Origin of the sequence: Pseudomonas sp. B21-040, assembly GCF_024748695.1 — a bacterium.
Classification (GTDB): Bacteria; Pseudomonadota; Gammaproteobacteria; order Pseudomonadales; family Pseudomonadaceae; genus Aquipseudomonas.
Map to the genome: position 1 here is coordinate 4,453,296 of NZ_CP087176.1, position 12,679 is coordinate 4,465,974.

Here is a 12,679-nt window from a genome sequence, read left to right on the forward strand (position 1 = left end):
CTGATCGACTGAGCAGTCACGGGGTTGAAACGGATAGAAACAATTACTGAATAATAAGTGAAATCGATTTATCGTATTTCCAAAATAAGCTCAGCTTGTTACTGGAGGTTTTCGATGTCGGTTTCCCACGCCCAGCTCAAAGCCTTCCACGCCGTGGCCGTCCACGGAAGCTTTACCAAAGCCGCCGAACGGCTCTTTCTCACACAACCGGCCATTTCCGACCAGGTGCGCAAACTTGAAGAGCGATTTGCTGTGTTGCTGTTCCACCGCAACAAACGCTCGGTGCGCCTGACCGACCTGGGCGAACGCTTGTTGAGCATCACCCAGCGGTTGTTCGTCATTGAAGCCGAGGCGCAGGAGTTGCTTCACGACTCCCAGGCGTTGAAGACCGGCAGCCTGATCCTCGCGGTGGATGCGCCGGTGCATGTGCTGCCGCAGATCGCAAGGTTTTGCGAACGCTTCCCCGGCATCAGCGTAAAGATTGAAACCGGCAATACCGATGAGTCGCTGTTTCGCCTGTTCAACTATCAGGCCGACCTGGCGCTGCTGGGTCGGGATGTCAGTGATGAGCGGCTGATCTCGTTGCCCCTGCGCAATGACCCGATGGTGGCGTTTGTCTCACGCAATCACCCGTGGGCCGATCGCGAGTCGATTTGCCTCGCGGACCTGGACGACACACCGTTGGTGCTACGGGAAATCGGCTCGGTGACCCGCCAGACACTGGAAGAGGAAATGGCCCGCGCCGGGTACCGCATTCGCCCGGCGATTCAGGTTGAAGGCCGCGAAGCGGCGCGCGAAGCGGTGGTCGTGGGGATTGGGGTTGGCGTGGTGTCGGCCGCCGAGTTCGGTGCCGACTCAAGGGTTTGCGCGTTGCCGATTACCGATTGCACGCGGCGTCTGACGGAGACGCTGGTGTGCTTGCGCGAGCAGAGTTCGCGACGGGTCGTGGCGACGTTTCTGGAGATGGTTCGCGAGAGTCTGGTGTAGGCAGGTCAGGCCCCATCGCGGGCAAGCCCGGCTCCCACAGGGATTTGAGTCGATCACAGAAGCCGATTCCACCGCGCATCCTGTGGGAGCGGGCTTGCCCGCGATAGCCGCGCCGCGGTCTAACTGACAGGCGCCAACCCGAAAAACGCCTGAATCAAGCGCAAATCCCGCCGCCGCTCCATGCACCCGATCATGTGCCGGTTCACCAGCCCCTCGCCGATGATCGGCACTGCCGCCACCCGTGGGTCATGGCTGACTTCCACCGACGACACCACACCGACCCCCAACTCGGCGGCCACGGCTTCGGTCACCGCTTCACGACTGTCCAGCTCCAGCAACACCCGTGGATTGACCTTCGCCGTCGCACACGCGTCATCGAACGTGCGTCGCGTAATCGAACTCGGCTCACGCAACACCATGATCACCTGATCCAGCTCCTTGAGCTTGACGCTGGGTGCCTTGGACCACGGATGATTTTGCGGCACCAACGCGCAAATTCGCGATTCATTCAACGCTTGCAAATGCAGGCCTTTGCGCGGTTCAACCTCGGTCAGTACTGCCACGTCGGCATGCTCGGACAATAACGCCGCCAGGGTTTCCTGAGCATTGCCCAGCCGCAGGTTCACGGTGATCCCCGGATAGCGTGCGCGCAGACTGGCCAGCATCGGCATCACCATGTGCGGGCCGTCCGCTGCCACTTCCAGGCGCCCGGTCAGCAACTGCCGATTCGCTTCGAGCATCACTTGCGCCTCTTCCGCCAGGCCGAACATGGCCCGGGTGATCGCCGCCAGTTTGGTGCCCTCCTCCGTCAGTTCCACTCGACGAGCGGTACGTCGCAACAAGGTGATCTGGTAATGCTCCTCCAGGGCCTTGATGTGCCCGGTCACCGCCGGCTGACTGATGAACAACCGCGCGGCAGCACGGGTGAAGCTGCCTTCACGGGCCACCGCATCAAAGGCCCGAAGCTGGAACAGGTTCATGAATAACTCTCACTGATGGCTGGCATAACAACAAACAATTTGATTGATACAACCGCAAATTGCAATTTATGTCCCGTAGCTTCATCCCATCGAATGCGAGGACACGAGAATGAGTACTGCCGAACCCATCCTGCTCACCCCCGGCCCACTGACCACATCGGCCCGCACCCGTCAGGCGATGATGGTCGACTGGGGTTCATGGGATGACCGCTTCAATCAACTGACCGCCAGCCTGTGTGAACAACTGCTGGCAATCATCAACGGCGGCGACAGCCACCATTGCGTGCCCCTGCAAGGCAGCGGCACCTTTGCTGTCGAGGCCGCGATCGGCACGCTGGTGCCTCGTGACGGCAAGGTGCTGGTGCTGATCAACGGCGCCTACGGCAAACGCCTGGCGAAAATCTGCGAAGTGCTCGGCCGCGCCTTCAGCACCTTCGAAACCGCTGAAGACGAACCCACCACCGCCGCCGACGTCGACCGCCTGCTGCACGCCGACACCAGCATTACGCACGTCGCCCTGATTCACTGCGAAACCAGCACTGGCATCCTCAACCCGCTGCCGGAAATCGCCCACGTCATTGCGCAACACGGCAAACGCCTGATCATCGACGCCATGAGTTCGTTCGGCGCCCTGCCGGTTGACGCCCAACAGGTGCCATTCGATGCGCTGATCGCCGCTTCAGGCAAATGCCTGGAAGGCGTGCCGGGCATGGGTTTTGTCTTCGCCCGCAAAGAGTCCCTGGCCAACGCCGCCGGCAACTCGCACTCGCTGGCGATGGACCTTTACGACCAGCACACCTACATGGCCAAGACCGGTCAATGGCGCTTCACCCCGCCGACCCACGTGGTCGCGGCGCTGCACGAAGCGTTGCTGCAATACAACGAAGAAGGTGGCTTACCGGCGCGGCATCAACGCTACGCCAACAACTGCCAGGTGCTGCTCGATGACATGGCGAAGCTGGGGCTGCGCAGTTTTCTGCCCGCCGCGATCCAGGCACCGATCATCGTCACGTTCCACGCACCGAAAGATCCGCGCTACCAGTTCAAGGAATTCTACGAACGGGTCAAGGCCAAGGGTTTCATCCTCTACCCGGGCAAATTGACCCAGGTTGAAACCTTCCGCGTCGGCTGCATCGGCCACGTCAACCAGGCCGAGATGCACGCGGCCGTGGCGGCCGTCGCCGAAGTGCTGCGCGAGATGGAAGTCCTCGAAATCTGATTCAAAGGCATCTGTAGCAGCTGCCGAGCCTGCGAGGCTGCGTTCGGCTGCGAAGCAGTCGTAAACCCATTACACAGGGTTTACCTGATAGACCGCAGCGCCCGAATTCACGACTGCTTCGCAGCCGAACGCAGCCTCGCAAGCTCGGCAGCTGCTACATAGATTTGCTCATCATTCCAACAGACAGGATTTGAGACATGAACTACGCAAACCCAACCAAGCTGCAAGCCGCCATCCTCGACTGGGCCGGCACCGTCGTAGACTTCGGCTCTTTCGCGCCTACCCAGATTTTTGTCGAAGCCTTCGCCGAATTCGACGTCCAGGTTTCCATCGAAGAAGCCCGTGGACCGATGGGCATGGGCAAGTGGGACCACATCCGCACCCTGTGCGATCAGCCGCAAGTCGCGGAGCGTTATCGCGCCGTGTTCGGCCGCACGCCAACCGACGATGACGTCACCGCCATCTACCAACGCTTCATGCCGCTGCAGATCGAAAAAATCGCCGAGCACTCGGCGTTGATTCCAGGCGCCCTGGACACCATCGCCAACCTGCGCCAGCAAGGGATCAAGATCGGTTCCTGCTCCGGTTACCCGAAACAGGTCATGGACAAAGTGGTCGAGCTGGCGGCCACCAATGGTTACGTCGCCGATCACGTGGTGGCCACTGACGAAGTGCCCAACGGCCGCCCTTGGCCGGCTCAAGCCCTGGCCAACGTGATTGCGCTGGGCATCGACGATGTCGCAGCTTGCGTGAAGATCGACGACACCGTGCCGGGCATTCTCGAAGGTCGCCGCGCCGGCATGTGGACCGTGGCGCTGATCTGCTCGGGCAACGCGCTGGGCCTGGACTACGAAGGCTACCGCGCCTTGGGCAGCGATAAACTGGACAGCGAACGCAAGCGCATCCATGCCATGTTCGAAGACTCGCGCCCGCACTACATGATCGACACCATCACCGATTTGCCAGAAGTCATCGCCGACATCAACAAGCGTCTGGCCAAGGGTGAAATGCCGCAAAACAGCTGATGTTGAAATTTTGCCGCTGATCAAAGCGCCAGTTCTTCGCGGAACGGGCGCTTTTTTTTGGCCAATCACTTGATCCAGAGCGTTGCAACGACAAATAGCCGCAGGCAAATCCATCAAAGCGGATTACAGTAAAGGAACACCGTCGAACAAGAACGGTGGCTTTAGACCAGACCTGTGAGGAACACCGTATGCCCTGGAAGAATTCCGAATCACGCTACAGCACGGTATCGATCACGCTGCATTGGTTGATGCTGGTCTTGCTGGCGCTGGTTTACGCCTCTATCGAGTTTCGCGGGATCTTTCCCAAAGGCAGTGGCGGCCGGACCCTGATCGTCGAATCACACTTCATGCTCGGCCTGACCGTGTTCGTGTTGGTGTGGCTGCGGCTGTTCGCTCGCAGCTTCGGCCCGGCGCCGCAGATCTTCCCCGCCTCGCCTCACTGGCAAACCACGCTGGCCAAGCTGATGCACTGGGCGCTGTACATTTTCATGATCGCCATGCCGATTCTGGGATGGCTGGTGACCAGCGCCAAGGGCAATCAAGTGATGTTTTACGGTTTTGATCTGCCGTTGCTGGTCGCCGAAAACAAGGAATTCGCCAAAGAACTCCAGGGCTGGCACGAGCTCGGTGGCACTATCGGCTACTGGCTGATTGGCCTGCACGCGGTAGCCGGGATTTATCACCATTACGTGGTGCGGGATAACACCTTGCTGCGCATGATGCCCAAGCGCAACTGAACGCAGCCCTGCTACACAAATCCCCGGCGGCCCTGCAAGCCGCCGGTGTGGATGAAGATCAGCCGCATGCCCTTTTTGAAGCGTCCAGCCTCGACGTTCTGCTTGAGCGTCAGCAGCGCCTTGGCGGTGTACAACGGCTCCAGAGGCACGCCGCCGGCTAGTTCGGTCTGTTCGATGAAGTCGAGTAACGGCTGATCGACTTTGGCAAAACCGCCTCGACTGGCGTCCAGCAGCTCATAGTTGTGCAGTCGCAAACCCGCCTCCTGCAGAATGGATTCGACGTTTTGCGCAACGCCGTGATCATCGGGCACTGCCATCGCCCCATACACCTTGCGCTCACCGGCCTCGGCCAGCACCAGACCCGCCAGGGTCGTGCCGGTGCCACAGGCCAGCCACCAGCCGTCGTAATCGCTCCAGCCCAGGTCGTTCAGTCGCTCACAGACCTGGGCCTTGAGTTGCATGCAGCCAAGCGCGCCACGCAGCCCCCCGCCACCTTCGGGCACGGGTTGCAGGTCGGGATACTGTTCTGTCCATGGCAGCCAGAAACCCGGCTCATGGCGCGCTCGATAACCGCCATACCCCAACCAATGCAATTGCATGCCGAACGCCTGCAAATCCGTCACCGTCGGCGTGTCTTGCGCATGCCCGCGCAGCAGCCCGACGGTACGGAAACCGAAGCGTTTGCCTGCAGCAGCCAATGCATGCAGATGGTTGGAGTGCGCACCGCCCAGGCTGATGATGCCGTTGGCACCCGCGAGGTCAGCGGCGTTGAGGTGTTCGATGAGCTTGAACCACTTGTTGCCGCTGATCAGCGGATCGATCTGGTCCAGGCGCAGGATCGCGACCTCGATACCGGCGGCGGTGAGCCAATCGAGATGAAGGGGTTCGAGGGGGGCTTGGGGCAGCCAGTGGCTGGAAGGAAAAAGCATGATGCCGGATCCACGAGAAGATCCGGCATCTTAGCAGCAGCCCTGTAGTGAAAGGGCTTGGCCCCTCACCACAGGAGTGTGTGGATTACAGCAAGGCAGCCAACCGCGAACCCTGGTTGATCGCCCGCTTGGCGTCCAGCTCTGCCGCCACGTCGGCGCCACCGATCAAATGCACGTTTTGGCCAGCCGCGACCAGTCCGTCCTGCAACTCACGCAACGGATCCTGGCCAGCGCAAATCACGATGTTGTCCACCGGCAGCACGTGCGGCTCGCCGGTTTCACCGATGCGGATGTGCAGGCCTTCGTCGTCGATCTTCAAGTACTCGACGCTGTTGAGCATCTGCACTTGCTTGTTCTTCAGACCGGTCCGGTGAATCCAGCCAGTGGTTTTACCCAGGCCGTCGCCGACTTTGGATTTCTTGCGTTGCAGCAGGAACACGTCACGTGCCGGTGCATGTGGCTCAGCCTTGATGCCGGCGACACCACCGCGGGCTTCAAGGTGTGTATCGATGCCCCACTCCTTCCAGAACGCTTCGCGATCCTGACTGGTGGCCACGCCTTGGTGCACCAAAAATTCCGACACGTCGAAACCGATACCGCCGGCGCCAATCACCGCCACACGCTTGCCCACCGGCTTGCGCTCCAGGATCACGTCCAGGTAACTCAGCACCTTGGCGTTTTCAACACCTGGAATCGCCGGCGTTCTTGGCGCGATGCCGGTGGCCAGGATGATCTCGTCATAACCGCCTTCCACCAGTTTCGCCACATCGACACGGGTATTCAGGCACACCTCGACGTTGGTGGTCTGCAGTTTGCGGTTGAAATAGCGGATGGTTTCGTAGAACTCTTCCTTGCCCGGCACACGCTTGGCGATGTTGAACTGACCGCCAATTTCGCTGGCCGAATCGAACAGCGTTACCTGATGACCACGCTCGGCGGCCACGGTCGCGGCGGACAGGCCCGCAGGCCCGGCACCGACAACGGCGATCTTCTTGATCTGCTGCACCGGCACGTAGTTGAGCTCGGTTTCATGGCAAGCGCGTGGGTTGACCAGGCAAGTGGTCAATTTGCCGCCGAAGGTGTGATCCAGGCACGCCTGGTTGCAACCGATGCAGGTGTTGATTTCATCGGCGCGACCTTCAGCGGCCTTGTTGACGAAGTCCGGATCGGCGAGGAACGGCCGCGCCATCGACACCATGTCGGCATCGCCTTCGGCCAGAATCTGCTCGGCCACTTCCGGGGTGTTGATACGGTTGGTGGTGATCAGCGGAATGCTCACCGAGCCGCGCAGCTTGGCGGTCACTTTACTGAACGCCGCGCGCGGTACTTTGGTGGCGATGGTCGGGATCCGCGCTTCGTGCCAGCCGATGCCGGTGTTGATGATGGTCGCGCCGGCCTGTTCGATCGCCTTGGCCAGCGTCACAATTTCTTCCCAGGTACTGCCGCCTTCCACGAGGTCGAGCATCGACAGGCGGAAGATGATGATGAAGTTCGGACCGACCGCTTCACGCACCCGGCGCACGATTTCCACCGGCAGGCGCATACGGTTCTCGTAGCTGCCGCCCCAACGGTCGGTGCGGTGGTTGGTGTGGGCGGCGAGGAACTGGTTAATGAAATAACCTTCGGAGCCCATGATCTCGACGCCGTCGTATTCGGCGGTTTGCGCCAGTACCGAACAGGTGACGAAATCGCTGATTTGTTTCTCGATGCCTTCCTCGTCCAGCTCTTTGGGCTTGAACGGGTTGATCGGCGCCTGGATGGCGCTCGGTGCGACCTGTTTCGGGCTGTAGGCATAACGCCCGGCATGAAGGATCTGCATGCAGATCTTGCCGCCCGCCTCGTGCACCGCGCGCGTCACGATCTGGTGCTTGAGCGCTTCTTCCTCGGTGGTCAGCTTGGCGGCACCGGAATACACCCCGCCCTCATCGTTCGGGCCGATACCGCCGGTGACCATCAGGCCAACGCCGCCACGGGCACGTTCGGCAAAGTACGCCGCCATGCGCTCGAATCCACCGGGCTTTTCCTCAAGGCCAGTGTGCATCGACCCCATCAGGGTACGGTTACGCAGCGTGGTAAAACCCAGGTCCAGCGGGGCCAACAGGTGCGGGTAGTGAGCGGCGGCCATTTGTAACTCCACATCGAGCGATCACGGAAAAAGTGCAGGAGCTCTTTGGCTCCCGTCAGTCATGGTGGACAGACTAAGAGTCGAACCACTACCGCTCAATGACCGAAACTGACAACTTAATGATCGAAATGTGCAGCACCCCATGACTAATCTCGCAATGCCGCTTTACTTCGCAAGTGCATGAATGACCAGGAGTGGGCTCAATCCACTTCAATTATCAGGACAGGTTTTCAAGCAACTCCAGCGCCTGATCAAAATCGAAGCGCTCCGCTTGCCGGACAACCCGAAGCAGCTGCTCGGTCATCCGCGGGTCTGAAACCAGCCCCTGCAGTTTGAGCAAGGCCGTCAGCGCCTGGGTGTCGCTCTCGGCCAGCAGCGACCGGGCTTGGGCCAACTGCGCATGCCATTCGCTGCCCGGTGGCGCGATTGATGAGTCTGCGGACGATGTCGGTTCGTCGATCACCGATAATCCTTCCAGCACTGTTGTCAGGCAGCGCTCAACCTCCGCCAGCCGGTCAGCCAGCACCTGCTCCGTTCCATCGCTCGCCCCATCGTTCAGACACGCCTGCTCCAGCGCGGCGGCTGCGTTCGCCACTTCAACGGCACCAATGTTGCCCGCCGTACCGCGTAAGGTATGGGCCAGCCTGACCGTCACCAACGGATCGCCTTGACCTTGGGCAGCCAGGAACTCAGCGCAAAAATCCTGCTGGCTGGAGCGAAACTTGCGCAGCAGGCGCAGGTAGAGCTCGACCTTGCCCATGCAGGTGCCCAGGCCCGCGTTCAAATCAATACCGGGAAGGCTGGCTGGCAGGCTCGTTGCTGACACCGAGGTGGCCGGCGAAACGTCGGCCGACATCGCGCCACGGTCAGCGCGCGGATGTATCCACTTGGCCAACGTGGCGAACATGTCATCAACGTTCAAGGGTTTGGAGATGTGGTCGTTCATGCCGCAGGCCAGCGCCCGCTCACGGTCCCCCATCATGGCGTCTGCCGTCATGGCGATCACCGGCAGATTCGCCCAGCGTGGCTGCTCACGAATCTTGCGGGTCGCGGTATAGCCGTCCATCACCGGCATCTGGCAGTCCATCAACACACCATCGAAGTCTGCGTCATATTCCAGTTGGTCGAGCGCCTCTGCGCCGTGAACGGCCAGGCACAGCTCGATTCCGGCGCTCTCCAGCAGCTCACAGGCCAGCTCGCGGTTCAGCTCATTGTCTTCCACCAACAGCAGTCGCGCGCCACGCAGGCGGGCCATGGCGCCGGCGCTCTGGCCCAATCGCTCACTGGCCCGGGTATCGGCCTGGGGAGTCTTGCCGAGCACCGTACCCAGTGCCTCAAGCAACGTAGACGGCGTCACCGGTTTGGTCAGTACCACCGGCAATTGAATGCCGTGCCGACTGGCTTCCTCGCGGGCCTCCTCGCGACCGAACGCCGTGACCATGATCACCGACGGCGTATGCGCCAGTTTAGCGGCCTGCATCTGCCGCACCGTCTCCACACCGTCCATGCCAGGCATGCGCCAATCCATCAGCACCAGATCATAGGGCAGCGCCTTGGCTTCAGCGTCCACCAGCATGGCCAGTGCGGCCCTGCCACTTTGCGCGACGTCCACCTCCACGCCAAAACTGCGCGCCATGCTGGACAGGATCTCGCGCGCGCTGGCGTTGTCATCGACCACCAGCACACGGCTGCCAAGCAATTCGTCGGCGGTCACCATGCGCCGCAACTGGCTGTCACGCTGCACGCCCAGACTCACCTCGAAATGGAAAGTGGAACCCTGGCCCGGCTCGCTCTCAACCCAAATGCGCCCGCCCATCAACTCCACCAGATGCCGGGAGATGGCCAGGCCCAACCCGGTGCCACCGTACTTGCGGGTGGTGGTGCTATCAGCCTGGCTGAAGGGTTGAAACAGGCGCGAGCATTGTTCGGCGTTCATGCCGATGCCAGTGTCACGTACCCAGAAATGCAACTGCGCCTGCTCTCCCGCAGAGCCCCGCTGCTCTACGCCGAGCACGATCTCACCCTGCTCGGTGAACTTCGTCGCATTGTTGCCCAGGTTGATCAGCACCTGGCCAAGACGCAGCGGGTCGCCGATCAAGGCGGTCGGCAGCTCGGCATCGGTGCTGAACAGCAACTCCAGGCCTTTGTCCTCGGCTTTCAAGCCAATCATGCTCGCAAAGCTGTCGAGCACGGCCTCGAGGTGGAAGGGAATGTGCTCCAGGTGCATCTTGCCGGCCTCGATCCTGGAGAAGTCGAGGATGTCGTTGATGATCACCAACAGGTATTCCGCCGAGCGATGGACCTTTTCGATGTAGTTGCGCTGGCGGTGGTCGAGCTCGGTGCGCAATGCCAGGTAGCTCATGCCGATGATGGCGTTCATCGGCGTGCGGATCTCGTGGCTCATGGTGGCCAGGAAGTTGCTCTTGGCCTGGGTCGCCTCTTCTGCAGCCTCCCGTGCGCGCTGCACCTCGGCCTCGGCGGTCTTGCGGTCGGTGATGTCAAAGTACCAATTGGCCCCCATGCCCCGCTCCCCCAGCGTCATCGTGATGGCCGAAACCAGTACGTCGAAGCGCTCGCCTCCTGCGCGCTGCAGAGTGGTCTCGAAGTTCAGCACTGCACCTTGCGATGCCGCTTCGAGAAAGCGCTGGTGGGCCTGCGGGTCGACCCAGAACTGCGCTGGATCCGTGCCTTCGAGCTCAGCCAGACGAGTCCCGAACAAACTGTCGAACTGCGGATTGCAGTAGGTCGGGCGGCCATCAACGTCCCTGATCTCCATGGCCACCGGGCTGCTGTCGAGTACTGCGCGCAACTGTGCCTCGCTGGCCTTGAGTGCCGCCTGCAGATGACGGCGTTCGCTCACGTCGCGCACCGACGCGCACACGCAGTCTCCGCCCCCTTCCAGGCTCGGCAGATGCGACAGGCTGATCTCTGCCGAGAACAGACTGCCGTCTTTGCGCACGCCTTGCAGGTCGTCCAGGTTGGCCCCCATCTGGCGAGTGGCGCCGTGGGCCATGAAGCCCTTGCGCAATGCCTCGTGGCGCCCGCGACTGGCCAATGGCACCAGGCGATCGATGGTTTCGCCGAGCAGCTCACCGGCGCTATAGCCGAACAGCTGATCCAGCTGGCGATTGGTGCGCAGGATTTGTCCTTCGGCATCCACCACCAGCATGCCGTCCGGCGCCGCTTCGATAATGCCGCGATACCAGGCCTCGGTGGCGCGCAACGCCGATTGCTGGGATTCGAGTGCCTGCGCCTGCTGCTCCAGCTGCAGCGCCTGTTCCGCCATTTCATTGGCCTGGCGCCGGGTTTCCGCCAACAGGGTCTTGACCGCCTGATTACGCTCCAGAATCGCCATGGCCGCGGCCAGGCGCGGGGTGGCTTCCTGCAAGAGCAGCAGTTCACGCTCGCCCAAGAGTTCCAGCCCGGCCAGCTCGAGCACGCCCAACAAACGCTCGCCACGCACAATGGGTTGCAGCAGCAGGCAACGGGCCGGGACCTCGCCAAGCGGCGAGCGCAACCGCCAGTATTGCTCCGGCATCGCCTGAAACTGACGCGGCACGCGATCCACCGCGCACTGCCCCAACAGGCCATCGCCGAACTTGACCTGCGCTTCGGGTGGCCGCTCGGAATCGGTGGCATAACCCCCCATCAGCGCCAGCGTGCCAGAATCCTCCTGCGCGCTGTACAGCACCCCCTGGCCGATTCCGTGCAGGCCGGCCATGCATTGCAAGAACACCTGCGCCAGTTCGGCCGGGGTTTCTGCCTGCTGCAGATCGACCTGCAATTGGGCGGTATGCGCCTTGATCCAGCGCTGACGTTCAAGTTGTTGGGACTCGGTCTGCAATTTGGCGATGGCCCGCGCCAGATCGCCGGTTTCGTTGTTCATGTCGGTGTGGGGAATCGGTTGATCGAGCTGCCCCGCGGCCAATTGGTCTACCGCCACCCGCACCCGGTTGAGCGGATTGCGGATCGACTGGCTGACGACCCAGGACAACAGCAACGCCAGCGACAAGCCACCGAACAACAGGATGTAGGTCAGAAGGGTACTGCGTTCGGCAAACTCGGCAATGTCCTTGGCCGTGTCGCGAATCGAGGCTTCCTTGACCTGGGCGATCGCGTACAAAAGGCCATCGGCCTGCTGGGCCAGTTGCTGGAATTCACTGCTATTGAGCAGCATTAACGCCTTGTTCTGCTGGCCCTGGTCGATCATTACAAAGGCCTGGTCGCTTTGACGCTGCAACTGTTGCAGCAGCAGGTCGAACTCGGAGAGTCGCGCCAGATTCTCCGCGCGCCTGAGGGTCACTTTGGCGTGGGCCACCGCCTGTTGCAGGCGCTCCTGGATCTCGTGCAACTGCTGCAGGGATTCGACGCGAATCTGCGCGCTGTCGGTGCCCACCGCGCGTTGCAGCGCTTGCAGCATATGCGGCAATTGCACACGTGCTTCCTGCAAGTGCTCCATGCCGACCAGTTCCTGCAGATAAAGGTTCTGCATATTTTGCTTCAGCGATTGCTGGGTGCGCAGGCTTTGCACGCCGAGCACCAACACCAACAGCAGCAGCGCTGAAAAACCCAGGATCAGTTTGTGCCGTAGCGCGAGGCGCTCAAGCAGGGTACGCAATCCAGCCATGACTATCCTCGTGGACCTGATGAAATTACTGACAAAGGGGCCATTGCGGG

8 protein-coding genes are annotated in these 12,679 nt (G+C 61.3%); 4 read left to right on the forward strand and 4 right to left on the reverse strand.

The genetic code is table 11. The features are described from left to right. Positions 1-114 precede the first annotated feature (114 nt). On the forward strand, positions 115-987 hold the full coding sequence (locus LOY55_RS20355) for a LysR family transcriptional regulator (protein ID WP_109786634.1): 873 nt from the start codon (positions 115-117) through the stop codon (positions 985-987). A 119-nt stretch (positions 988-1,106) separates the two neighbouring features. Here LOY55_RS20355 and LOY55_RS20360 read toward each other — a convergent pair whose 3' ends face one another. Continuing rightward, complete coding sequence (locus LOY55_RS20360; protein ID WP_223522533.1) at positions 1,107-1,967, reverse strand: LysR substrate-binding domain-containing protein; 861 nt, start codon at positions 1,965-1,967, stop codon at positions 1,107-1,109. A gap of 109 nt (positions 1,968-2,076) precedes the next feature. Here LOY55_RS20360 and LOY55_RS20365 point away from each other — a divergent pair, with 109 nt between their 5' ends. The 3 genes from LOY55_RS20365 to LOY55_RS20375 all read left to right on the forward strand — a co-directional run bounded on the left by LOY55_RS20365 (position 2,077) and on the right by LOY55_RS20375 (position 4,948). Then, positions 2,077-3,186: a 2-aminoethylphosphonate--pyruvate transaminase gene (locus LOY55_RS20365; protein WP_223522532.1), complete on the forward strand. Its 1,110-nt coding sequence runs from the start codon at positions 2,077-2,079 to the stop codon at positions 3,184-3,186. A gap of 197 nt (positions 3,187-3,383) precedes the next feature. Beyond that, a complete protein-coding gene (gene phnX / locus LOY55_RS20370; RefSeq protein WP_223522531.1) occupies positions 3,384-4,211 on the forward strand; it encodes a phosphonoacetaldehyde hydrolase in 828 nt (275 codons plus the stop codon). Positions 4,212-4,399: 188 nt separating this feature from the next. Beyond that, complete coding sequence (locus LOY55_RS20375) at positions 4,400-4,948, forward strand: cytochrome b (RefSeq protein WP_109786637.1); 549 nt, start codon at positions 4,400-4,402, stop codon at positions 4,946-4,948. 11 nt (positions 4,949-4,959) lie between these two features. Here LOY55_RS20375 and LOY55_RS20380 read toward each other — a convergent pair whose 3' ends face one another. The 3 genes from LOY55_RS20380 to LOY55_RS20390 form a co-directional block, all read right to left on the reverse strand. Continuing rightward, the gene (locus LOY55_RS20380; RefSeq protein ID WP_223522530.1) at positions 4,960-5,877 is read right to left on the reverse strand and encodes a 1-aminocyclopropane-1-carboxylate deaminase/D-cysteine desulfhydrase; all 918 of its coding nucleotides are present in this window, start codon (positions 5,875-5,877) and stop codon (positions 4,960-4,962) included. Between the two features lie 85 nt (positions 5,878-5,962). Further along, the gene (locus tag LOY55_RS20385; protein ID WP_223522529.1) at positions 5,963-8,002 is read right to left on the reverse strand and encodes an FAD-dependent oxidoreductase; all 2,040 of its coding nucleotides are present in this window, start codon (positions 8,000-8,002) and stop codon (positions 5,963-5,965) included. A 217-nt stretch (positions 8,003-8,219) separates the two neighbouring features. Beyond that, positions 8,220-12,629 carry a response regulator gene (locus LOY55_RS20390; RefSeq protein WP_223522528.1) on the reverse strand — a complete coding sequence of 1,470 codons (4,410 nt, stop codon included), beginning with the start codon at positions 12,627-12,629 and terminating at the stop codon, positions 8,220-8,222. Between the last annotated feature and the right edge of the window lie 50 nt (positions 12,630-12,679).